We start from the raw sequence: 24,460 nt of genomic DNA on the forward strand, positions 1-24,460 counted from the left end.
ATTTAGTATCAAATTTTGAGGTGATCGAATGAAAGATGAACAAACAAATCAATCCCTGATGGATTTAGCTTATATAGATATCAAGAATAAAATTCTTAATTTAACTTATCCACCAGGGTCAGCTTTAACGGAATCAGGTTTAGCTAAGGAATTGGAAAGTAGCAGGATGCCAGTTAGAATGGCTATTAAAAGACTTGAAATAGAGGGATTATTAGTTGCTGGTTATAGAAAAAAGATAAGAGTTAAGGAAGTTACTCGTAAAGACGTTTTGGAAATATATCAGTTAAGAAGTCTTTTTGAAGAAAATGCTCTTAAGATGATTTTTGATATGGATAAGACATGGGAATATTCACATCGTCTTGAAGCAAAAGTTGTTAACATGAGAGGTGCTCATAATAATGTATATGATTGGGAAGTTGCTGATACTGAAATGCATAAAGAACTAATCAGCGTTTTTGAAAATGATAGAATCAATAAAATTTATCAAAATAATCAAAATGAATTAATACGTATAGGTTTAATATGTGGTAAAAGCAGTGTTCATATTAAAGAAGTTAATGATCGTTTAGTTGAATTTGTTGAAGCTATTCGTAATAAAGAATATGAACTAGCCAATAGTATATTAAAAGAAGATCATTTAGAATCAGGACTTGAAATGGCTCTTGAGAAAATTACTATTTAATAGAGTTATTGTGTATAAATAAAAAAAGTCTACCTAAGATTAGGTAGACTTTTTTTATAATATTCCGATTAAAAAACTAGAAATAAAGTACATTATTAATAGTATTGATAAACATGCTGAATAGTCTTTGACTCGGGTTGGAACGGACCTGTCACCGTTGGACATGTCAGAAATCACACTCCTTAATTTTAGTTACTATTATTATATTATAGAACTTTAGTTATTATTATTATATCACAAACTTAGATTTTGGGAACTATCAAATTTTGTAATATATGTATATGACAAAGTATAAAGTAAATTTATTATAATGAATTTCAAAAAAGTTTACATTTAAAAATTCTAAAATAAATATTTTTTTATTTTAAAATTTCTAAAAATTAATTATAATAAGTCATAAGGAGTGAATAATATGTTTGACATAAAAGAACAGTTAAAAAATCTACCTAGTTCACCAGGTGTTTATATAATGAAGGATAAATATAAAAATGTTATATATGTAGGAAAGGCTATATCTTTGAAAAACAGAGTAAGACAGTATTTTATGTCAAAGAACCATACTTTAAAAGTAAAATCTATGGTTAAAAATATTACTGAATTTGAATATATAATTACAGATTCAGAAGTAGAGGCATTGATACTTGAGTGCAATCTAATAAAGGAATATAGACCTAAATACAATGTTTTATTAAGAGATGATAAAACTTATCCATATATAAAGATAACATTAAATGAAGATTATCCTAGAGTATTAAAGGTTAGAAAGATAAAGAAAGACAAAGCTAAATATTTTGGACCATATACTAATATAACTGCTCTTAATGAGACCTTAGATCTTATAAAAAATATGTATCCTATAAGATCTTGCAGTATAGATATAAATAGAGCTATACAAAGAAAACAAAGACCTTGTCTTAACTATCATATTAAAAAATGCATAGGGCCATGTACTGGAAATGTGAGCAAGAAAGATTATATGGAAATGATAGATGAGATAATAATGATTCTATCTGGTAAAATAGAAAATCTTAAAAAAGAACTACAAATAAATATGGAATTATGTTCAAAGAATTTTGAATTTGAAAAAGCTGCAAAATACAGAGATAAAATAATGAGTATTGAAAATATAATACAAACACAAAAGATAGTAACTACTAATGATATAAATCAAGATGTAATAGCAATGTCAAAGGTAGATGATGAAGCTTGTGTCCAAATATTTTTTATTAGGAATGGAAAAATAGTGGGTAGAGAACACTATATATTAAAAGGTGTAATTGATAATGAAAGAGAAGAAATAATGGCTTCTTTTATAAAACAATTTTATTCATCTGGTGTATTTATACCCAGGGAGTTAATAATAGAAAATGAAATAGAGGATATGGAGATAATAAAGAAGTGGTTAAGTGGTATTAAAAGTAAAAATGTAGAAATTAAAATACCTAAAAGAGGAGAAAAAAAAGATCTTGTTAATATGGTAAGAAAAAATGCTTTAGAAGCACTAGAAAAGTTTACGAATTTAGAAAAGATCAAGTTTGAAAAGACTACAGGTGTTTTAGATCAGATAAAAGAATTGTTAAATTTAGATAATAAACCAAAAAGAATAGAAGCATATGATATCTCAAATATACAAGGAGTGGATTCAGTAGGAAGCATGGTTGTATTTACAGATGGAAAGAAAGATAAAAAAGAATACAGAAGATATAAGATTCAATCTGTTATAGGGCCAAATGATTATGCATCTATGCAAGAAATAGTGGGTAGAAGATTAGAAAGTGGAAATTATCCAGATCTCATATTACTTGATGGAGGATTAGGTCAAGTAAATGCAGTTAATAAAATTTTAAAGGATAAAAATATTGATATACCTTTATGGGGAATGTATAAAGATGATAAGCATAGAACAAAAGGACTTATATCAACTGATAGAGAATTTGAATTAGATAAAAGCTCTAATATATATAAATTTATATATCTTATACAAGAAGAGGTGCATAGGTTTGCTATAACTTATCATAGATCTTTAAAGACTAAGAATATGACTAAATCTATATTAGATGATATACCTAATATAGGTAGTAAAAGGAAGATGAACTTATTATCTCACTATAAAAATGTAGATAATATAAGAAGAGCATCTTTGGATGAACTTGAGAGTGTAGAAGGTATGAATAAAAAATCAGCAAAAAGCGTATATGAATTCTTTAATTCAAAGTAAGTAAGAAGTTATGCGTTAGCATAAAGCAGAAAGGGATGATGACATGGAAAAGGTGCCAGTAAAACAAATGATAGAAGATTTAAATTTAGAAGTAGTATATATGCCAGAAAATGTAGAGAAGTATATAACATCGTCTGATGTTAATAGACCAGGGCTTCAGTATGCGGGATTTTTTGAATATTTTTCATCTGATAGAATACAGATTGTAGGAAGAGGAGAATATGAATATTTTCAATATTTAGATGAAAAAACAAGGTGGGAAAGATTAGATAAGTTATTTTCTTATGATATTCCAGCTCTTTTACTAACTAGAGGACTTGAACCTAGTAAAGATGCAATAGAGGCTTGTAAAAAGCATAAAAAGATATTTTTGAGAACACCTATGAATACTACTAGATTTATAAATAAGATTTCAAACTATTTGGATTCAAAATTAGCTCCAACGACAACGATACATGGAGTATTAGTAGATGTTTATGGAATAGGAGTTTTAATAACTGGAGAAAGTGGTGTAGGAAAATCAGAAACAGCTCTAGAACTTATAAAAAGAGGACATAGACTTGTAGCTGATGATGCTGTTGAGATAAAGAAGACAGAGGAAGATTTATTAACAGGACAAGCCCCTGATATTATAAAATATTTAATGGAAATAAGAGGGGTTGGAATACTTGATATAAAGAGTCTTTATGGAGTAGGTGCTATAAAGCCTAGTAAATTAATAGATATGGTAGTTTATATGGAGTCTTGGAAGGATGGTAAGTATTATGATAGGCTAGGTATAGACGAAGAACATATGGATATATTAGGAATACCTGTTGAAAAGATAACTATACCAGTAAAGCCTGGAAGAAACTTGGCTATGATAATAGAGGTTGCATCTAGAAATTATAGACAAAAGGCCATGGGATATAATGCTGCTAAAGTTTTTAACGATAAGTTGATGAAAAAATTAGATAATGAAAAATAGATAAAAAAGCTACATTATGTTTATATAATGTAGCTTTTTTATTAAATAAGGTAAGTATACTGTATTCTTTTTCATACAATGTTAAAAGTTTACGTATATATTCTTAAGAAATATATTTATAGTTCGATCTTAATATTTATTAAAATACAATAATAGAAGTTAATATATTCCATAAAAGTTTACATATGAAAACTTTATAAGGAAAAAACGAAATACTTTGAAGGTAGACCTTATATTATTTGAAATTAAATAAAAATTTATAAAAAAATAATTTATTTTCAAAAAAAAATAGAAAAAACATGTTTTTTGATTAGTTAGTATAATTATAATTTTGTTATTTGTTTGTCAAGTGAAAACTAAAAATATATTTACAAAAAGTGAAAATATATGTAAAATAAGAATTAATATTCAAAATAAAAAGAAAATTCTTAAAAAAGTATTTATACGGATGCATGGAAGGGGGATGTTAAAAAAATAACACAAATCACATAAATACTCATGTTAAATACAAAAATAAAGTTGTAAAAAATGAAAAAAATGAATTTTTATACATAAAAATGAATAAAAAAAAGTGTGGGGAAATTAAGATTATATACTTAAAAAATTGATCGTGATTACTAGAAAATGAGATTCAATATCAAAAACATGTATTAAAATACAGTGATATGAATAAGTATGCATAAAATGCATAAATGAAAACGTTGTCAATATATAGATAATTGAGAAATGTTTAAATTGTTGAAAATAAAAGGTTTGCACAAAAAAATAAATTCGTGTTATAATATTTTTAATAAAACTGAAAGACAATAAATTAACAAAGTTTTGAGTAAAACTATTTTTTAGCATAAAGTTATCACAATATAATAAATTAATATTTTATAAATATATGGGGAGGTACATGATGGCAAGAGATGTCTTCACTAAAGAGAACTTTGAAAAATTAGACCATGTTATACAAAAATATAAAGGAAAATCTGGACCATTAATGCCTGTGCTTACAGAAGCGCAAAAAATATTTGGATGTGTTGCAATTGAAATTCAAAAGAAAATATCAGAAGAACTAAATATTCCACTTGCTGAGATTTATGGAGTTGCAACTTTTTATTCTCAATTCTCACTTCAACCAAAAGGGGAATACGTAATAGGAGTATGTCTTGGAACGGCATGTTATGTTAAAGGAGCTCAAGATATAATAAATAAAATATCAAAAGAGATCAATGTAGAGGTAGGAAAGACAAGCGAGGATGGAAAATTCACATTAGTAGCTACTAGATGTATAGGGGCTTGTGGACTTGCTCCTGTATTAACTGTTAATGAAGATGTATATGGAAAACTTACAGCTGATGATGTTGAGGGAATACTTAGCAAATACAAATAGAGTGAAACTTATTATAGTATAGAAGAAATTATTCAAGGAGGTACTTTTAATGGCTTATAAAAACCAGGTGTTAGTTTGTGGGGGTACTGGTTGTACTTCATCTAGTTCTCTTAAAATATTAGAGAAAATGGAAAATTTACTTGAACAAAGAGGAATAAGACAAGATGTTAAAATGGTAAAAACAGGATGTTTCGGACTTTGTGCAGCAGGACCTATAGTTATTGTTTACCCAGAAGGAGCTTTTTATGCACATGTTAAACTTGAAGATGTAGAGAAAATAGTTGATGAACACATAATAGGTAAAAAGATAATAAAAGACCTTTTATATAAAGAAGCAGTTACTGAAGATGGAGAAGTTAAGTCTTTTGAAGAAGTACCTTTTTATAAAAAGCAAATGAGAATAGCTCTTGAGCATTGTGGAGCTATAGGTGCGGAAGATATAGATGATTATATAGAATTAAAAGGATATAAAGCACTTGAAAAGGCACTAACTGAAATGACACCTGAAAATGTTATAGATGAAGTTAAAAGATCAGGTCTTCGTGGACGTGGAGGTGGAGGATTCCCAACTGGACTTAAATGGGAATTCACTTATAAAACAGAGGATGAGCAAAAGTATGTTGCGTGTAATGCAGATGAGGGAGATCCAGGAGCATTTATGGATAGATCTATTCTTGAGGGAGATCCACACTGCATAATAGAAGCCATGGCTATAGCTGGATATGCAGTTGGAGCAAATCAAGGATATGTATATGTAAGAGCAGAGTATCCAGTTGCAATTGAAAGACTTCAAATAGCAATAGACAAGGCTAGAGAAGCAGGATATTTAGGAAAAAATATATTTGGAACTGATTTTGAATTTGATATGGAGATAAGACTTGGAGCCGGAGCATTTGTTTGTGGAGAAGAAACTGCACTTATAAATTCTATAGAGGGTAAAAGAGGTATGCCAAGACCAAGACCTCCATTCCCAGCAGTTAAAGGTTTATGGAATAAGCCAACACTTCTTAATAATGTTGAGACTTATGCTAATATAACAAAGATAATATTAAAAGGAGCAGATTGGTTCTCTTCAATTGGAACTGAAAAGTCTAAGGGAACAAAGGTATTTGCTCTTGGAGGTAAGGTAGAAAATACTGGACTTGTAGAAATACCTATGGGAACTACTTTAAGAGAGATAATATTTGAAATAGGTGGAGGAATTCCTAACGGTAAGAAGTTTAAGGCAGTTCAAACTGGAGGACCATCTGGTGGATGCTTAACAGAGGAATATTTAGATACTCCAATAGATTATGATTCATTAACAGCTCTTGGTTCTATGATGGGATCTGGTGGAATGATTATACTTGATGAAGATAACTGTATGGTTGATATAGCTAAATTCTTCTTAGAATTCACAGTTGAAGAATCATGTGGAAAATGTCCACCATGTAGAATAGGAACAAAGAGAATGCTTGAAACATTAGAGAAAATAACAGAAGGTAAAGGTGAAAAAGGAGATATAGAAAAGCTTGAAAAGCTTGCTGAAAATATCAAGACTTCTGCACTTTGCGGACTTGGTCAAACTGCTCCAAATCCAGTACTTTCAACTATAAAGAGATTCAGACATGAATATGAAGCTCATGTAAATGAAAAGAGATGTCCATCGGGAGTATGTCAAGCACTACTTGAGTACAAGATTACTGAAGATAAATGTAAGGGATGTACATTGTGTGCTAAAGTATGTCCAGTTAATGCTATAAAAGGAAATGTTAAAGAGGCTCATGTTATAGATACGAATACTTGTATAAAGTGTGGAGCATGTGTAGCTAAATGTCCATTTGGAGCTATATCTAAACAATAATCATGAAAAGAGAGGTGTTTAAGGTGCAAAAAGTTACTTTAACTATAGATAATGTGAAAATAGAAGTTCCTAAGGAGTATACTATACTTCAAGCTGCTAGAGAAATAGGAATAGATATACCAACGCTTTGCTATTTAAAGGATATAAATGAAATAGGGGCATGTAGAATGTGCTTAGTTGAAATAGAGGGTGCTAGAAATCTTCAGGCTTCGTGTGTTCATCCAGTAGCTGATGGAATGGTAATAAAGACTAATACAAGAAAGATAAGAGAGGCTAGAAAGGCTAATCTTGAATTAATACTTTCTGATCATGATAGAGATTGTTTAGCATGTTTTAGAAATGGAAACTGTGAATTACAAAAACTATCAGAGGACTTAAATATTAAAGATATTGAATTTGAAGGAGAGAGAACGGTAAAACCAATAGATAACTTATCAGATTCAATAGTAAGAGATCCTAATAAGTGTATACTTTGCGGAAGATGTGTTGCTGTATGTTCAAAGGTTCAAAAAATAGGAGCATTAGCATTTACTAATAGAGGTATAGAAACAGAAGTTGCACCTGCATTTGGTAAAAGTATGGCGGAGGCACCATGTGTGTACTGTGGACAATGTATAAATGTATGTCCAGTTGCAGCTCTTAGAGAAAAAACTGAAATAGAAAAAGTATGGGATGTTATAGAAGATAAATCTAAACATGTATTAGTTCAAACTGCACCAGCAGTAAGAGCGGCTTTAGGAGAAGAATTTGGTCTTCCAATAGGAACTAGAGTTACTGGAAAGATGGTATCATCTCTTAAGAGACTAGGATTTGATAAGGTATTTGATACTAACTTTGCAGCAGACCTTACTATAATGGAAGAAGGACACGAGCTTTTAAATAGAATTCAAAATGGTGGAACACTTCCAATGATAACTTCATGTTCTCCAGGATGGGTAAGATATTGTGAATTCTATTATCCTGAAATTATAGATAATTTATCAACTTGTAAGTCACCTCATCAAATGATGGGAGCTATACTTAAGTCTTACTATGCTAAAATTAATAATATAGATCCAAAGGATATATATGTAGTATCTGTAATGCCATGTACATCTAAAAAGACTGAGTCTGCAAGAAAAGAAATGACAGTTAACGGATTAAGAGATGTAGATGCTGTACTTACTACTAGAGAGCTTGGAAAGATGATAAAAGAAGCTAGAATAGAGTTTAACAAATTAGAGGACGGAGTATTCGATGAATTCTTTGGAGATTACTCAGGAGCAGGAGTTATATTCGGAGCTACAGGTGGAGTTATGGAAGCTGCTATTAGAACAGTAGCTGATGTAGTTACTGGTGAAGATTTAGAAGAAATAGAATATAACGTTGTTAGAGGAATAGAAAACTTAAAAGAGGCTGAAGTTAAAATAGGAGATATGAATGTTAAGGTAGCTGTAGTTCATGGAACAGGTGCAGCATCTGAACTTCTTGACTTAGTAAAAGCAGGAAAAGCTGATTATCATTTCATAGAGGTTATGGGATGTTCAGGAGGATGTGTAACTGGTGGAGGACAACCACAAGTTTCAGCTAAGGTAAGAGAAGAAGTAGATTTAAGAGTAGAAAGAGCTAAGGCTTTATATGAGGAAGATGCTCTTATGCCTGTTAGAAAATCTCATAAGAATGAATCAATTCAAAAGTTATATGCTGATTTCTTAGGAAAACCAAACGGACATATGGCTCATGAGTTACTTCATACTCATTATGAAAAGAAAGAAATATATCCAGTTGAAGAAGAAGTTTGTGAGGGAAAATGTAATTCTTGTGCATGTGAGTCTTGCTAAAAGCATAATATATAAAGAGGTCAATATTTAATTGACCTCTTTAATAAAACATCTTATAGTATTATGAGAATAGGTACAAAACAGTTTGTACCTATTCTGACAATATTATTAACATAATAACTTAAATCTGATTGATGGATTTATTCATCAAGAGGAGACTATTAAAATTCTAATTACAAGGATATTTATCTGAGTAAAAGGTGAGAGGGTGATATGAAAATTATTGGCTTTCCTTATCTTTTTTTAAGGAAGGCTTTTTTATTTATACTTTAAAACTATGATTTAGTATTTAATCGAAAAATTACATTCATTTAAATAACGCTACTTAGTCAATATTTTTATAAAATCAGAGACTTAAACTTATTAAATATACTAAAACTTCATAAACTCGCTATGCTCAGACAATGAAGTTTCTTAACGTAGATTTAAACGTTTAAATCTAGATTTTATAGAAAAATATTAACCAAAAAGTAGCTAACATTTAAATAAACGTAATTTTTAAAACGTAGTCATGTATATAGTGAGTACGTTAAAGTAAAACATCAAAGCATATAAAAATTCGAAATATAAAACAGGAAAATAAATTTTAATATTTAGACTAGAATAGGAGATTTATATGAATAAGAGAATTGGTGTAGTTGCGATTTTGGTTGAGGATAGAGACAGTGTAGGTGGGGTAAATAAATTACTTAGTACACATGCTGAAATTGTTGTTGGACGAATGGGAATACCTTATAAAGAAAAAAATTTAAGTGTTATATCTATAATTGTAGATGGTACTAATGATGAGATAGGAGCTTTGACTGGAAGACTTGGAAGGCTTCAAGGAGTTACTGTAAAGAGTGCTTTAACACAAAAATAATGGGGAGGTTTTCGCTATGAATACTTTAAATATAATTGATGAGGGAAAAGTAAATGATATTCTTGAGGATGCAAAGACTGTATCTAAGGAAGAAATTTTAAATATAATAGAAAAATCAAAGGATTGTTTTGGACTTACATCTAAAGAGGCAGCAGCTTTACTTCAGGTACATGATGAAGATATTTTAAATAAGATGTTTGAAGCTGCTAAATATATAAAAGAAAAAATATATGGAAATAGAATAGTAATGTTTGCACCTCTTTACACTAGTAATGAGTGTACTAACAATTGTCTATACTGTGGATTTAGAGTAAATAACAAGGAGTTACATAGAAGAACTCTATGTCCAAACGAGGTTATAGAAGAAGCAAGTGCAATAGAAAATCAAGGCCATAAAAGAATACTTTTAGTATGTGGTGAGGATAAAAGGGTTACTCATATAGATCATATAGTGGATTCTGTACAAGCTATATATGACAATGTAGATATAAGAAGAATAAATGTAAACTGTGCACCTCTTGAAGTTGATGAGTTTAAAAAACTTAAGGATGTTGGAATAGGAACTTATCAGATATTCCAAGAAACATATCATAGACCTACTTATAAGAAGATGCATGTTAGTGGATCAAAGACAGATTATGATTATAGACTTACTGCTATTGAAAGAGCTTTTGAAGCGGGTATTGATGATGTAGGAATAGGACCACTGCTTGGTCTTTATGATTATAAATTTGATGTTTTAGCAACTCTTATACATGCTGAATATCTAGATCATAAGTATAATGTAGGACCTCATACAATATCTGTTCCAAGACTTAGACCAGCAATTGGTTCAGCTCTTGAAGAAGTACCATATCCAATAAGCGATACTGATTTTAAGAAGATAGTTGCAATATATAGATTGGCTGTTCCATACACTGGAATAATAATGTCTACAAGAGAAAGTGCTGAGTTAAGAGATGAACTACTTGAACTTGGAGTATCTCAAATGTCAGCAGGTTCAAAGACTAATCCAGGTGGATATGAGGAAGATGATAACGACGCTAAGCAATTTGTAGGAAATGATGAAAGAGGATTAGATGAGATTTTAAGAGTTGTATGTAAGCAAGGACATCTTCCAAGTTTTTGTACTGCATGTTACAGAAACAACAGAACGGGAGAGGCATTTATGGAGCTTGCAAAGGATGCTCATATACATGAATTCTGTCAACCAAATGCAATACTTACATTTAAAGAAAATCTAGTAAATGTAGCATCTGATGAAACTAAAAAAATGGGAGAAGAATTACTTAATAGAGAGATAGAGAAGATAGAAGGAGAAAAAGTTAAGGCGGAGACATTGAAGAGACTTGAAAGAATCGAAGCAGGAGAGAAGGATCTTTATTTCTAAGGATATATAGTACTTGAGCCAAAAATAAAGCTTATTGAAATATCGCTCATGATTAAATATTTATAATAAAACTGAGCATTACATCTTATTGAATATACTAAAAGTTCTAAACTCCCTATGGTCAGACAACGAACTTTCTTAACGTATATTCAAACGATGTAATACAAGTTTTATTTATAAATATTTAAAAATTCGCTAACATTTTAATAAGCTTTATTTTTTAGAATTTGTGATATAGAGTATATTCTATTAGTAAGAAATTTTAAAATAAAGATATAGGAAATAAAGATGTAAAAAGAAAAACATTTTGAAAATAAAGATGAAGAGATATAAAAAATATTTAAGTGCATAAGTATAAGTTCATAAATATTATTAAGACAAAGATTGCTGGAGGAATAGTATGGATAAAGGTGTGAAACACTTTCTTATAATGGCTGGGTCTACTAATCATATGTTAATGGGAGATAAGTTGTTAAAGGATAATGGAATTAAGACTTCGCTTGTTCCTGCTCCTGCTGAGTATGGTTCGGTTTGTGCTATTGCTATAAAGGTTGAGGATAAAGATATTGATATAAGTGAGAAGTATTTAAGAGAGAATGATATAAGTATAAGAGGTATATATGAAGAAAAGCCAGAAAGACTTACAGGTCTTATAGATAAACTTAAAAACTCTATAATAAGAGATGGATTTTTAGATGTTCTTAAAAAGATAGAAGATGGACAAGATCTTACTCATTCTGATATAGTTCTTCTTCTTAAAACAGATAGAAAGGCTGAAATGGAGGCTCTTTTTAAGGCTGCTGATGAGATGAGAAAGAAGATAATTGGAGATGTTGTAGATATAAGAGGAGCTATTGAGTTTTCTAATCACTGTAAAAAAGATTGTAAGTATTGTGGGGTTAGAAGAAATCTTGAAGGTCTTCAAAGATATAGAATGACTGAGGATGAGATAATGGAAGTTGTTCACTCACTTCATAATATAGGAATAAAAACTGTAATACTTCAATCAGGAGAAGATGCTTGGTGGACTAGGGATAGAATTGCCCACTTAATAACTAGGATTAAAAAGGAAACTGGAATGAAGATAACTTTAAGCTTAGGAGAAAGACCAAGAGAAGAGTATGAATACTTTAAAAAGCTTGGAGCTAACAATTATCTTCTTAAAATAGAGACTACAAATGAAGAAATATTTAAATTTATCCATCCTGATGATGATATAAATCATAGAAAAGAATGTTCTAGTTGGTTAAAAGAACTTGGATATTTAAATGGATCTGGCTGTATAATAGGTCTTCCAGGTCAAAGAGAAGAAGATATTGCAAATGATATACTTTATTTCAAGGACATGGGTATTAATATGATAGGCATAGGACCTTTTATACCTGCAAAAGGAACTCCTCTTGAAAATTATCCAACTGGAGATGTAGATATGACTTTAAAGGCGGTTGCAGTTACAAGACTTGTATGTAAGAGAGTATTCCTTCCCGCAACTACTGCACTGGCGTCAATTGATTCAGATCTTCAAGCAGATGCCCTAAAGGCAGGTGCAAATACTATAATGCTTATAAATACTCCAGCAAAGTATAGATACAATTATCAAATATATTCGGACAAAAATATGGTTGATTTAAAATCTGCATATGATGCAGTTACGGGAGCAAATAGAGAATTCCCATCTTATTTAAAAATAGACATGGAGGTGTATAAGGATGCAGGGAACACCGAGAAGTAATAGACTTCATATATCTATATTCGGAAAAAGAAATGCAGGTAAATCAAGCCTTATCAATGCACTTACTAATCAAGATATAGCCCTAGTTTCAAATGTAGCTGGAACTACTACTGATCCCGTTTATAAGGCCATGGAAATACTTCCAATAGGACCTGTTGTTTTAATAGATACAGCAGGTATTGATGATGAAGGTGATTTAGGTCAGCTTAGAGTAAAAAAGACTCTTCAGGTGTTAAACAAAACTGAGCTTGCAGTACTTGTTATAAGTGCAGTTGATGGGGTAACTGATTTTGATAAAGAAACTTTAGATAGAATCAAGGATAAGAAGATACCTGTAGTTGGAGTTGTAAACAAGTCTGATGAAAAGAATCTGTCAGAAAGTGATATAAATAATATACAAGATGAGATTGGAATTGAATTTGTAAAGGTAAGTTCAAAGACTAGAGATGGAATAGATGAACTTAAAAATTTAATTATAAAGTATTCTCCAAATACTGATGTTGAAAAGAAGATAGTAGGGGATTTGATAGAACCACATGATTATGTAGTTTTAGTTACTCCTATAGATAAGGCTGCACCTAAAGGAAGATTAATACTTCCTCAACAACAGACTACAAGAGATATAATAGACCATGGCTCAATAGCAATAATAACAAGAGAAACAGAACTTGAAGCAACTCTTCAAGGTCTTAATAAAAGGCCAAAGATAGTTATAACAGATTCACAAGCTTTTGAAAAAGTAGATAAGTTAACTCCAAAAGATATACCTATGACATCATTTTCAATATTATATGCGAGATACAAGGCTGATTTAGAAGAACTTGTTCTTGGAGTTAAGCAAATAGAGAAACTAAAAGAAAATGATAATGTCTTAATATGTGAAGGGTGTACTCATCATAGACAAGAAGGAGATATAGGAAAAGATAAAATTCCTAAATGGATAGAGGGTATGTGTGGTAAAAATTTAAACTTTGAATGGACTTCTGGAGTCAACTATCCAGAGCCAGATGAAATGAAAAAGTATAGTTTGATAGTTCACTGTGGTGGATGCATGCTAAATCCTAAGGAAATGGAATTTAGAGTTATGCAGGCTAGAGAAAATAGAACTCCTATTGTAAATTACGGAATATTAATAGGTCATATAACTGGAGTTTTAGAAAGAGCACTTGAACCATTCCCTGTTGCTAAAGAACTTTATATTGGAGAGTAAGTAAAAATATAAAAAAAGTAGAAACTTAGATTTCGTTTATGAGATCTAGGTTTTTATTTTTTTTTAATAATTTAAATAATATTATTAATCAAAAATTAAGCTTATTGAAATAATATTTGTTTGTTAACAACTACTGTTATTTTTTCAGCGTATCTTGACGTTATCATGTTGCACTAAAATATTACCTTAATATTGTTAAATGTGCTATAATTTAGGATGTGTTATACTGGTTTATGTTAAAATATAACAAATTATACAAAATTTCAAAAGAAGGTGACTTCATGATTACAACTTTAGAAGAAAATGAACTTATAAAATCTTTTAATAATTTAATACCATATTTTCAATACTATTTTGAGGATGAAATTGCTTTTACTATTTCAAATACAGAGTATTTTTTAAGAGGTGTTGATAGTGAAACAATTAAGCTAGGGGTAAAGTCAGGGGATACAATTCCAGTAGGTTGTGCAGCGTACGAATGCTTAAAGGCTAAAAAAACAGTATCTATAATTGTACCAAAAGAGGTTTTTGGAATTTCTGTAAAAGCAATAGGAGTTCCAGTTGAAGAAAATGGAGAAGTAGTTGGAACGATTGTTATAGCCAAAAGTTTAAAACGTCAAAAAGAGATGTTTAATTTAACTGAGAACTTGTCTGATTCTTTAGAGCAAATAGCAAAATCTATTAATGAAATTAATAAAGGCGTACAAGATGTTGCATTAGTTAATGGAGCTATACAAAAAAATGTAAAAAAGACTTATGATGAAGCTCAAAATACAGATAAAGTATTGAAATTCATTGAAAATATAGCAAGTCAGACAAATTTACTAGGATTAAATGCAGCGATTGAAGCAGCTAGAGCAGGACAAGTAGGGAGAGGCTTTGGTGTAGTTGCAGATGAAATAAGAAAGTTATCAGTATCTAGTAGTGAGTCTATTAAGCAAATAAATGGAGTATTAAAAAATATTCAAGATTCAGTAACGAAAATATCAGATAAAATTAATGATTCAAATATTGTTTTTGAAGAACAGGTTTCTTCTATTGAAGAAATAACAGATGTTATAGAAAAATTAAATCAGTCGGCATCAGTACTTAAGGGTATGGCGTCAAAAATCTAATAGAATTAGCATATAATATAAAGTAAAACTTGATTGAGATGGAGTTTTAGAACTCTTAGATTTTGGGTAAATTCAAATTTAAGTAGGAGATGAGGGGTATGAAAATTACAACAATAATAGAAAATTCTTTGGGTGATAAGGACGAACTGTATAATGAACATGGACTGTCTTTTTTTATAGAAACGCCAAAGTGTAATATTCTATTTGATACAGGAAAAACAGGAGATTTTATTGAAAATGCAAAAGCCTTACAGGTTGATTTAAATAAAGTAGATTATTTGCTACTTAGTCACGCTCATTATGATCATTGTGGAGGAGTTAGAAAATTTTTAGACACTTTTAATGTTAATCCAAAAATGTATATAGGCGATAAATTCTTTGTAAATAGCGATAAATACCATTATTCAGATGGAAAGCAGAAACTAGATTTTACATCTGCTAGTTCAGAATATAGATATATAGGAATTGATTTTGATGAATCTTTTATAAAAAATAAAAAAATAGATATTAACTATATAAATAATGATATGGTAGAGCTTAGTGAAAATATATATGTATTTACTAATTTTGAAAAAAATTATGATTTTGAAAGAAGTAATCCTAATATGAAAATAAAGCGAGGAGAAGAGTACATAATAGATCCTTTTGATGAGGAGATAGTTTTAGCTTTAGATACAGAAAAAGGACTTTTAGTTTTACTTGGTTGTTCTCATCCTGGAATTTTAAATATAGTTGATACAATTGCTAAAAGAACAGGTAAGAATATATATGGAGTTATAGGGGGAACGCATCTTGTAGAAGCTGATGAAGATCGTATAAATAAAACTATAGAATATTTAAAAGAAATGGATATTAATCTTATAGGTGTATCTCACTGTACAGGAGAAAAAGCAACTAAAATGTTTGAGAAAAAATGTGAGAATTTCTTTGTAAATTGTACAGGAACTGTTTTAGAAGTTTAAAAATAAATTTTAATATAATCTCTTTATGCATAAAAAGGCGAAGGACTCTGATGAGTCCTTCGCCTTTTATATATACAAAAATAATTTGAATTATTTTAATATAAATCTATTTTATAGTTCGTATTATGTAAATAAATTTTTTCTATTGGATTATTTTATAAGCAAGAATTATAATTGATTTTGTAAGAATATGAAGAAATAGGAAACAATATAAAAAATAAGAAAATCATTTTTAACTATGAAAGAAGGGTTGTTTATGAAATATGATTTTGATGAAGTAATCAATCGTTTTGATACAAATTGTTTAAAATGGGATGGATTAGAAGAGCGATTTGGTATATTGGATAAAGATGTGCTGCCTTTATGGGTAGCGGATATGGATTTTAAAGCACCACAGTGTGTTATTGATACAATTATAAATAGAACTTCTCATGGAATTTTTGGATATGCTGGAGGATATAATACTTATTATGATTCAGTAATTCATTGGATGAAGCATCGCCATAATTGGGATATAAAAAAAGAATGGATTGTATTTACACCAGGGGTTGTTCCAGCATTAAATATTATAGTAAAAGCACTAACAAAGCCTGGAGATAAAGTAATAATTCAATCTCCTATATACCCACCATTTTTTAAAGCAGTTATGAACAATGGATGCAATGTAGTCGATAATCCTTTGAAATTTGATGGGAAAAAATATGTAATGGATCTTGATGATTTAGAGGAAAAGATTGATAATACCGTAAAACTTATTTTTTTATGTAGTCCTCATAATCCAGTAGGAAGAGTGTGGAGTAAAGACGAATTAAAAAGGCTTGGAGATATTTGTATAAGAAATAATGTAATACTCGTATCTGATGAAATACATTCTGATTTAGTATTAAAAGGTAATAAGCATACGCCTTTGGCTTCAATAAGTGAGGAGTTTGCTCAAAATACTATTGTTTGTACAGCTCCGAGTAAAACTTTTAATATTGCGGGTCTTCAAACTTCAAATATCATTATTCCAAACGAATTAATAAGAAACAAGTTCTTAAAAGCAAGAGAAAGCTGTGGTATTTCAAAACCAAATACATTTGGAATAGAAGCATTAGAAGCAGCTTATAGACATGGAGAAGAATGGTTAGATCAGCTTTTGCTATATTTAGAACAAAATTTAAACTATTTAACAAAGTACATAGAAGAGAATATTCCTAGAGTGAAGGTGATTCAACCTGAAGCCACATATTTAGTATGGTTAGATCTAAGAAAACTAGGATTGAATAAAAATGATTTAGAAAATATTATTTTTACCAAAGGAAAGTTAATATTGAATCAAGGATATACCTATGGAGAAGAAGGAGAAGGTTTTGTAAGAATAAATATTGCTTGTCCACAATCTATATTAAAAGAAGGATTAAGTAGATTGAAAAAAGCTATAGATAACCAACTATAGGAAAAAAGCATAGATGAACAATACACTATAAAAAGAGGAGGATTTATATGTTAAAAAACATGAAAGTAGCAATATTGTTAGCATTAGTATTAACGACTACTATGTTATTTGCAGGATGTAATACAACAGAAGATGTAAAAGCTGATGAAAGCACATCAAAAGAGGTTGAAAAAGTAATAAGAGTTGGAACTGGTGGTACATATAGTCCGTGGTGTTTTAAGGAAAATGATAAGCTTCAAGGATTTGAAGTGGATGTTTGGAATGAAATAGGAAAAAGAGCTGGATATAAGGTTGAATTCACAGTATCAAAGTTTAGTGGATTGGTTGGATTATTAGATGCTGGTCAAATTGATACAGTGGCACATCAAATGTCTATTACAAAAGAGAGACAAGAAAAATATAATTTTACTGAACCATATGCTTATAGTAAATATGATTTTATAGTAAAAAAAGATAGTAATTATAAAAAAATAGAAGATCTTAAAGGTAAAAAAGTTGGAGCTTGGTTAGGTGGAAATGGAGAAAAAACATTAAGAGCATTAAATGAAGAATATAAACTTGATTTAGATATGTCATTTTATGATGGAACACCTTTAGAAAAGGAAGTAGAGATTGGAAGACTTGATGCATGCTGGCAAGGAGCAATCAAATCTCAAACAGTTATTAAACAAGGAAATTTAGATGTAAAACTAATGGGAGCAAATACAGAAATAGGATCAGAAATTAATGCATATCCATTTACAAAAAGTGAAGAGGGTAAAGAAATGTCAGACAATATAAGCAAAGTCATTAAAGAAATGCATGAAGATGGAACACTAAGTGAACTATCTAAAAAGTGGTTTGATTTAGATACAACAAAAAAATAATAATTTAGCAAGTGATTGGTGGTAGAAATATGGAAGTTTTTAGTTTGGATTTTGCATTGGGTCTACTTCCATTAATGTTGAAATATCTACATGTGACCATTTTTATGTCTGTATTATCTTTAGTGTTTGGATTGATGATTGCAATTATAGTTGCATTAATTATTCAAACTAAAATAAAAATTATATATCCTATTACAAAAATATATGTTTCATTTTTTAGAGGAACTCCACTCATAGCACAATTGTTTTTCTTATATTTTGGGCTGGTTCAAATGTTTCCAAGTTTAAAAGGAATGGATGCTTTTACAGCTGCAGTTATCGGATTAAGTTTGAATGCTTCAGCTTATATGTCTGAAACTATTAGAGGTGCCATATCATCTGTAGATAAAGGACAAATGGAAGGGGCTTTATCTATAGGAATGACATATCTTCAGGCTATGAGAAGGGTTATTTTACCACAAGCTGCAAGAGTGGCTATGCCAGCTTTGTCCAATAATTTTATTGATATTATAAAAGGATCATCCCTTGCATTTACGTTAGGAGTAACAGAAATAATGGCTACAGCTCAAATGGAAGGAGCTGCAGCATATAGATTTTTCGAAGCTTTTACAGATGTGATTATTATATATTGGGGGATTATATCATTGCTTGGATACTTACAAAAAAAATTAGAGATTAAGATGAGTGAAGGATATTAGGATGTGTTAGTATGATAAAAATAAAGAATTTACATAAAAGCTTTACCAAATTAGAAGTTCTAAGGGGAATTGATTTAGAAATAAAAAAAGGTGAAGTAGTTGCAGTAATTGGTCCTTCAGGTACAGGAAAATCTACTTTACTTAGATGTATAAATTATTTAGAGGTTCCTGATAAAGGAGAAATCGAAATTGAAGATCTAAAGATAAACACAAAAAATGTAACAAAAGAACAAATACATAGATTGAGAAAAGTTACCTCTATGGTATTCCAAAATTACAATCTTTTTAAAAATAAAACAGCAATACAAAATATTTTTGAGCCGTTGATTGTAGTAAAAAAGATGGATTATAAAAAAGCAGAAAAGATTGCATTAGATATATTAGAAAAAGTAGGATTGCTAGATAAAAAAGATATCTATCCTTCAAAATTATCAGGAGGACAGCAGCAAAGAATTGGAATTGGTAGAGCCATGGCTGTAAGTCCTAAAATTATGCTATTTGATGAACCAACATCTGCATTAGATCCTGAACTTGTAGGAGAAGTTTTGGATGTAATAAGAGGATTGGCAAAAAATCATACTACAATGATTATTGTTACTCATGAAATGCGATTTGCAAAAGAAGTAGCAGATCGAGTTATATTTATGGATGGTGGAAACATTGTTGAGCAAGGTTCACCAGATGAGATTTTTAATAATCCAAAGAATGAAAGAACAATAGAATTTTTAAAACAAGTAAAGTCTTAAAGCACATTAAATGAGAAGCCATAATAGGAGCTTCTCATTTTTTAACTATAACATACCATTTAATTGACAATATGGTAAAAAATGCTATAATGAACTTAACTATATAAAACTTAAAAAATCGTTTAGTATATTAGGGAAAAGGGTGAGATGCCCTTGCTGTAGTCGCAGCTGTAATCGGGGATTAGGACTATGTTTGCCACTGGATAGTAATCTGGGAAGGTTTAGTCTAAAGATGATCCGAGAGCCAGAATACCTGTATATTAAATTTTCTTAGATCCTCCGACTTTGAGGAAAGTAAGATATATGTTTTTAGTGTACTCAATGTATATCTAGGCCTTTTTCGTTATCGGAAAAGGTCTTTTTGTTTTTCTAAAATTAGTAAATGAGATTGAGGTTAAGTTGAAAAATCATATTTCTTAACACCAAAATAAAGGGCATTAAAATACCGTTCATGTGTTAAATTTTTCGTATAAAACTAAGAATTCCATCTTATTGAATATCCTAAAAGTTCTAAACTCCCTAACGGTCAAACAACGAACTTTATTAACGGATATTCAAACGCTGTAATTCAAGTTTTATATGAAAATATTTAAACCACTCTCTAACATTATTAATCCCCTTTATTTTTTAAGTGCAGTTCTTAAATTTTAAGTAGATATAATAAAGAGATTTTTCTCTTATAGTGAGGCAGGATCAATTTCATGTTATAGGGATTAGTATTAAAAAACTTTCTATAAAAATGTTAGTGAATGCTTTTAGATATTTTGACTAACACAACTTGAGTTTTGTCGTTTAATAATACGTTAAGAAATTTGTGTGTCTGACCATAGGGAGTTCGTAAATTTTAGGATTATTAATAAGACAAAATCTTAGTTGTATTCAAAATATCGTTGCATCAGTGGAGTTATTAGATAAAGGAATTATACAATTTCTTATCTATAGATAGTATAGATTAAAAACTATACTTACAACTATTTTTAAGCAACTGAGTCCGTAGGACTAGTTGGCGACATGAGCCATGCGTAGCATGAAGCGAATTTTTTATAGACAGTTTTGATAACCTACCTGACTTTGAGTAGATTTGATAAGAAAATTAAAAAAATATTAGGGGGAATAATGGGTGAAAAATAGGAAGTTTATACAAAATATTTCTATCATTTTAGTTTTAATGTTTAGTTTGTTTTGTCTATTTGGATGTGGGGGTCAAAAGACAAAAATTGTATCAAACTTAGATAATGAAACTAAAACTGAGGAAAATATAAAACAAGAAAAGGGAACAGATAAGCAGAAAAAAGAAGATGTAAGTGAGACTAAAGAAACCAAAGACAATAAAGAAGTCAAAGAGGAATCAAAAACAGCTACAGAAAATGAAAAGAAAGAAGATAGTAAAGATGCAGAAGTTAAAGAAGATAAGAAGGAAGTAAAAGAGGAAGCAAAAAAAGAAGAACCTAACAAGGAAAATAAAAAAGATAATAAATTAGAATCAGATACTAAGGTAATAGACGGAGTTACATATAAGGGATATAAAGGACCTGTTCAAGGTGAGGTTAAATATAAAGAGGGAACACCTTCTGGTGAAAATGCTAATGAATATAAGGCATCAGGAGATATACAAAGTCCATATAAAGTTAATTTAGTAGTAACAAGGGATTATGGAAAGAAGAAAATGTACGCCAAGAATGTTGGCCTTGTAAAAGATGAAGTTGGTATGGAGGTTTTATTTAGAAATCTAGATATTCAAACAGCTTATGGTGGAGGATTTGTTAATAGTATAAATGGGCTTGAATCTAATTACACTTTTCATACAGGTAAAGATAGGAAAAAATCAGATTGGTTCTATTGGGTAAATGGAATACTAGCTCCTATAGGAATTGGTGAATATAGACCACAAGCTGGAGATGTAATATGGTGGGATTATCATGACTGGAGTGTTACTATGTTTGCACCAGCTGTTATTGGATCTTATCCTCAACCATTTAGAAATGGTTTTATGGGAAAGAACCCAGGTACAGTAATAATGTACACTCCAAATTATAAGCAAAGTGCAGAAAATCTAAAAACTAGTTTGATTAGTAAGGGGGTAAAGCAGGTTGATGTAAGTGAATATGATTCATCTGTTCTGAATAAACCCAAAAAGTATTATATTCTTATTGGTGCTTGGAACGAGCTATCTGAAGGAAGTAAGGTTATAAATGATATAAACAAAAAGAATAAATTAGTAGGAACGTATGTCAAATTTGAAGATGGTAAGGTTCATGGCTTAGATTTTAAAGGAAATACCATTTCATCTTATGATACGGGTGGAGCAATATATGCATATGCAGCAGGCATGGGAAGTACAAAGCCTATATGGATGGTTACGGGAACTAATGATGAAGGAGTAAATATGGCAGTTGATACTCTCATAAATAATCCAAAGGCACTCGATAAGCATTTTAGTGCCGTGATAAGTAAGAATAAAATAGAGAATGTACCTTATAGTAATTAAAAATATGTTTTTAATACAGGCTGAATGAGGGGATAAGATGAAAAAAATAGGGATTATTTTAAGTGTATTTATATTTATGTTTTGTATTGGTGGGATTAGTTGTTATGCAGATTCAGATATAAGTATAAATACAAAGATTGGGTTTGATGGAAAGTGTAAATTAGGGGGAATTAATCCTATTAAAGTAACTGTTGAATCAAAGAATACAGAATATAGTGGTAGATTAAATGTAAACGTTGGGGATAGGGTATACACTCATAAAGTAGATTTAGAGAAGAATACTAAGAAATCTTTTGAATTTGCAATTCCTATATTTAATGAAAATGATATAGCTGTTGATGTTGGAAATGATGATGTAATAGACGCTACTGATGTATCACCTGAAATATATAGTCAAGATACTATATTTGTAGGAATTTTGAGTGATAAATATGAAGATTATTATTATATGAATGATATAAATATTTTGGACAAGGATAATGTTCAAGTTGTAAAACTAGATAGTACTTTAAATTATACAACTGATGAAATTTATAATATAGATTTTATGGTATTAGATAATTTTAGTACTAAGGAGTTAACAGAAAAAGGACAAAAAAACCTTCAAAATTATATAAAAAGAGGAAATATAGTTCTAGTTGGAAATGGAAAATATGCTTATAAGAATTTGACTGGTGTATTAAAAAATTTAGATAAAAAGATTAATTTAGGCGATGGTATCGTAATACCTGTTGATTTAGAAAATAAGGATCTAATAAATAATGTTTTGCAAAAAAATATTACACCAGCTTTGATGACTAAAATTAATAATCCAGTGAACTTTGAAAGTAATATAAATCAGATTAAAAAGCTTTATAACTCTTGCGATAATATATTAAAACCAAAGTATAGTTCTTTATACTTTCTTATAGCTATTTTGGTAATATATATTTTCTTATTAACTTTATCTATTTTTATTAAAAAGTATAATAAATATTCATTTTTATCAGTTGTAGTTGGGTTTTGTGTTGTATTTTACTGTTTAGCTCTTTGGGGAGGTTTTGAAAGTACTAAAGGAGCTTTAGCTAGTATTAAAGTTTATAAGGATGGTTTGTATACTTATAATCTTGCTAATATATATCCTTACAAAAAGGATAGTATTGATATTGCTACATTTAATTCAGAGTTCTTAGATGCAGTTGATAGTGAAAAGTATGAAGTGGATTTAATTGATAAAAAAATAGAATATACGGATAAGGAAAACTATCATATTTATAGCCATGGCTTTGAAGATACCCAATCTGAAGATATAACTATAAGCCTAAGTAAAGATGATATTTTAAACGGAGAGATAAAAAATATTTTAGTTAATAAGATGATAAATTCATTTTTGATAGCAGGGGATACAGTTATAAATATAGGAGATATAGATGGAAAAGAAGTCGTAAATATTAATTATAAAATAGATCATAACCTTAGAAATACAGGAGATTACAACTATATTGAAAAGATATGCAAAGATGCAGAACTTAATAACTATCAAAGAGATATGCTTGAGTACTATTTCTATAATATAGATGATCTTGATAATGTGAAGCTTATAGGATTTAGTAATGAAAATAATAAATTAAAAATCGATGACAAAGATCAGAAGATAAAAGAGCTTTCTATGAATGTATTTGATGTGAAATTAAAAAGTAATAATTATGCTCCTTGTGAAACTATAAAGCCAGTTGTAGACTATGGACAAAATACAGAAAAAGTACAGGAGAAAAGAGAATATGTCTTAGAAAAAGGAGATATTATTACTCTTTATTATAAGATTCCAGATGATTTAAAAGCATATAATATAGATATTTTTACGAAAGCTGATACTGATGATTTGTATTTAGAATATTTTAATCAAGTCACAAATAGTTGGGAAGCATTGAATGATTTGAAATTAGAAGAAAAACAAATATATGAATGCACATCAAAAGGTCCTTTGAGCTTAAGGCTAACAGGAAGTGGAAGGGTAATACTTCCTCAAATTTCAGTAAATGGACTTGATTAGGGGGGGATTATTT

The 24,460-nt window shown here is 29.7% G+C and carries 18 protein-coding genes and 1 riboswitch; all 18 genes read left to right on the forward strand.

The window, feature by feature from the left end; all coding sequences use genetic code 11:
- Positions 1-28: 28 nt before the first annotated feature.
- The 18 genes from P4S50_RS01000 to P4S50_RS01085 all read left to right on the forward strand — a co-directional run bounded on the left by P4S50_RS01000 (position 29) and on the right by P4S50_RS01085 (position 24,447).
- The gene (locus P4S50_RS01000; RefSeq protein ID WP_277732646.1) at positions 29-682 is read left to right on the forward strand and encodes a GntR family transcriptional regulator; all 654 of its coding nucleotides are present in this window, start codon (positions 29-31) and stop codon (positions 680-682) included.
- Between the two features lie 412 nt (positions 683-1,094).
- Positions 1,095-2,900, forward strand: a complete 1,806-nt coding sequence (gene uvrC, locus P4S50_RS01005; RefSeq protein WP_277732647.1) for an excinuclease ABC subunit UvrC — start codon at positions 1,095-1,097, stop codon at positions 2,898-2,900.
- Positions 2,901-2,943: 43 nt separating this feature from the next.
- On the forward strand, positions 2,944-3,867 hold the full coding sequence (gene hprK / locus P4S50_RS01010) for an HPr(Ser) kinase/phosphatase (RefSeq protein WP_277732648.1): 924 nt from the start codon (positions 2,944-2,946) through the stop codon (positions 3,865-3,867).
- Between the two features lie 901 nt (positions 3,868-4,768).
- Positions 4,769-5,245: an NADH-quinone oxidoreductase subunit NuoE gene (gene nuoE, locus P4S50_RS01015; RefSeq protein ID WP_277732649.1), complete on the forward strand. Its 477-nt coding sequence runs from the start codon at positions 4,769-4,771 to the stop codon at positions 5,243-5,245.
- A gap of 49 nt (positions 5,246-5,294) precedes the next feature.
- Positions 5,295-7,088, forward strand: coding sequence for an NADH-quinone oxidoreductase subunit NuoF (nuoF, locus tag P4S50_RS01020; RefSeq protein WP_277732650.1), 1,794 nt, complete (start codon positions 5,295-5,297; stop codon positions 7,086-7,088).
- Between the two features lie 23 nt (positions 7,089-7,111).
- The gene (locus tag P4S50_RS01025; protein ID WP_277732651.1) at positions 7,112-8,908 is read left to right on the forward strand and encodes an NADH-dependent [FeFe] hydrogenase, group A6; all 1,797 of its coding nucleotides are present in this window, start codon (positions 7,112-7,114) and stop codon (positions 8,906-8,908) included.
- A gap of 616 nt (positions 8,909-9,524) precedes the next feature.
- Complete coding sequence (locus P4S50_RS01030) at positions 9,525-9,770, forward strand: TM1266 family iron-only hydrogenase system putative regulator (protein ID WP_277732652.1); 246 nt, start codon at positions 9,525-9,527, stop codon at positions 9,768-9,770.
- A 16-nt stretch (positions 9,771-9,786) separates the two neighbouring features.
- Positions 9,787-11,160: a [FeFe] hydrogenase H-cluster radical SAM maturase HydG gene (gene hydG, locus P4S50_RS01035; protein ID WP_277732653.1), complete on the forward strand. Its 1,374-nt coding sequence runs from the start codon at positions 9,787-9,789 to the stop codon at positions 11,158-11,160.
- Positions 11,161-11,560: 400 nt separating this feature from the next.
- Positions 11,561-12,892 carry a [FeFe] hydrogenase H-cluster radical SAM maturase HydE gene (gene hydE / locus P4S50_RS01040; protein ID WP_277732654.1) on the forward strand — a complete coding sequence of 444 codons (1,332 nt, stop codon included), beginning with the start codon at positions 11,561-11,563 and terminating at the stop codon, positions 12,890-12,892.
- Positions 12,870-14,102, forward strand: a complete 1,233-nt coding sequence (gene hydF / locus P4S50_RS01045) for a [FeFe] hydrogenase H-cluster maturation GTPase HydF (protein ID WP_277732655.1) — start codon at positions 12,870-12,872, stop codon at positions 14,100-14,102. The genes hydE and hydF overlap by 23 nt, the downstream gene beginning before the upstream one ends.
- Positions 14,103-14,383: 281 nt before the next feature.
- Complete coding sequence (locus P4S50_RS01050; protein WP_277732656.1) at positions 14,384-15,217, forward strand: methyl-accepting chemotaxis protein; 834 nt, start codon at positions 14,384-14,386, stop codon at positions 15,215-15,217.
- Between the two features lie 98 nt (positions 15,218-15,315).
- On the forward strand, positions 15,316-16,179 hold the full coding sequence (locus tag P4S50_RS01055; protein ID WP_277732657.1) for an MBL fold metallo-hydrolase: 864 nt from the start codon (positions 15,316-15,318) through the stop codon (positions 16,177-16,179).
- A 256-nt stretch (positions 16,180-16,435) separates the two neighbouring features.
- The gene (locus P4S50_RS01060) at positions 16,436-17,617 is read left to right on the forward strand and encodes a MalY/PatB family protein (RefSeq protein ID WP_277732658.1); all 1,182 of its coding nucleotides are present in this window, start codon (positions 16,436-16,438) and stop codon (positions 17,615-17,617) included.
- Positions 17,618-17,664: 47 nt separating this feature from the next.
- Positions 17,665-18,483, forward strand: a complete 819-nt coding sequence (locus P4S50_RS01065) for a transporter substrate-binding domain-containing protein (RefSeq protein ID WP_277732659.1) — start codon at positions 17,665-17,667, stop codon at positions 18,481-18,483.
- 29 nt (positions 18,484-18,512) lie between these two features.
- A complete protein-coding gene (locus tag P4S50_RS01070; protein ID WP_277732660.1) occupies positions 18,513-19,181 on the forward strand; it encodes an amino acid ABC transporter permease in 669 nt (222 codons plus the stop codon).
- A gap of 11 nt (positions 19,182-19,192) precedes the next feature.
- Entirely contained in the window at positions 19,193-19,927 is a 735-nt protein-coding gene (locus P4S50_RS01075; RefSeq protein WP_277732661.1) for an amino acid ABC transporter ATP-binding protein, read from the forward strand.
- Between the two features lie 84 nt (positions 19,928-20,011).
- A riboswitch (cobalamin riboswitch) is annotated at positions 20,012-20,202 on the forward strand.
- An 845-nt stretch (positions 20,203-21,047) separates the two neighbouring features.
- On the forward strand, positions 21,048-22,415 hold the full coding sequence (locus tag P4S50_RS01080; protein WP_277732662.1) for a DUF4430 domain-containing protein: 1,368 nt from the start codon (positions 21,048-21,050) through the stop codon (positions 22,413-22,415).
- A gap of 37 nt (positions 22,416-22,452) precedes the next feature.
- Positions 22,453-24,447: a hypothetical protein gene (locus tag P4S50_RS01085; protein WP_277732663.1), complete on the forward strand. Its 1,995-nt coding sequence runs from the start codon at positions 22,453-22,455 to the stop codon at positions 24,445-24,447.
- The last annotated feature ends 13 nt before the right edge of the window (positions 24,448-24,460 follow it).

The sequence above is a fragment of the Tepidibacter hydrothermalis genome, from assembly GCF_029542625.1.
Taxonomy (GTDB): domain Bacteria; phylum Bacillota; class Clostridia; order Peptostreptococcales; family Peptostreptococcaceae; genus Tepidibacter_A; species Tepidibacter_A hydrothermalis.

Bases quoted from the DNA above. Each gene is read 5' to 3' on its own strand.
- P4S50_RS01000 (WP_277732646.1), top strand. From the start codon at position 29: ATGAAAGATGAACAAACAAATCAATCCCTGATGGATTTAGCTTATATA.
- uvrC (WP_277732647.1), top strand. From the start codon at position 1,095: ATGTTTGACATAAAAGAACAGTTAAAAAATCTACCTAGTTCACCAGGT.
- hprK (WP_277732648.1), top strand. From the start codon at position 2,944: ATGGAAAAGGTGCCAGTAAAACAAATGATAGAAGATTTAAATTTAGAA.
- nuoE (WP_277732649.1), top strand. From the start codon at position 4,769: ATGGCAAGAGATGTCTTCACTAAAGAGAACTTTGAAAAATTAGACCAT.
- nuoF (WP_277732650.1), top strand. From the start codon at position 5,295: ATGGCTTATAAAAACCAGGTGTTAGTTTGTGGGGGTACTGGTTGTACT.
- P4S50_RS01030 (WP_277732652.1), top strand. From the start codon at position 9,525: ATGAATAAGAGAATTGGTGTAGTTGCGATTTTGGTTGAGGATAGAGAC.
- hydG (WP_277732653.1), top strand. From the start codon at position 9,787: ATGAATACTTTAAATATAATTGATGAGGGAAAAGTAAATGATATTCTT.
- hydE (WP_277732654.1), top strand. From the start codon at position 11,561: ATGGATAAAGGTGTGAAACACTTTCTTATAATGGCTGGGTCTACTAAT.
- hydF (WP_277732655.1), top strand. From the start codon at position 12,870: ATGCAGGGAACACCGAGAAGTAATAGACTTCATATATCTATATTCGGA.
- P4S50_RS01050 (WP_277732656.1), top strand. From the start codon at position 14,384: ATGATTACAACTTTAGAAGAAAATGAACTTATAAAATCTTTTAATAAT.
- P4S50_RS01055 (WP_277732657.1), top strand. From the start codon at position 15,316: ATGAAAATTACAACAATAATAGAAAATTCTTTGGGTGATAAGGACGAA.
- P4S50_RS01060 (WP_277732658.1), top strand. From the start codon at position 16,436: ATGAAATATGATTTTGATGAAGTAATCAATCGTTTTGATACAAATTGT.
- P4S50_RS01065 (WP_277732659.1), top strand. From the start codon at position 17,665: ATGTTAAAAAACATGAAAGTAGCAATATTGTTAGCATTAGTATTAACG.
- P4S50_RS01070 (WP_277732660.1), top strand. From the start codon at position 18,513: ATGGAAGTTTTTAGTTTGGATTTTGCATTGGGTCTACTTCCATTAATG.
- P4S50_RS01075 (WP_277732661.1), top strand. From the start codon at position 19,193: ATGATAAAAATAAAGAATTTACATAAAAGCTTTACCAAATTAGAAGTT.
- P4S50_RS01085 (WP_277732663.1), top strand. From the start codon at position 22,453: ATGAAAAAAATAGGGATTATTTTAAGTGTATTTATATTTATGTTTTGT.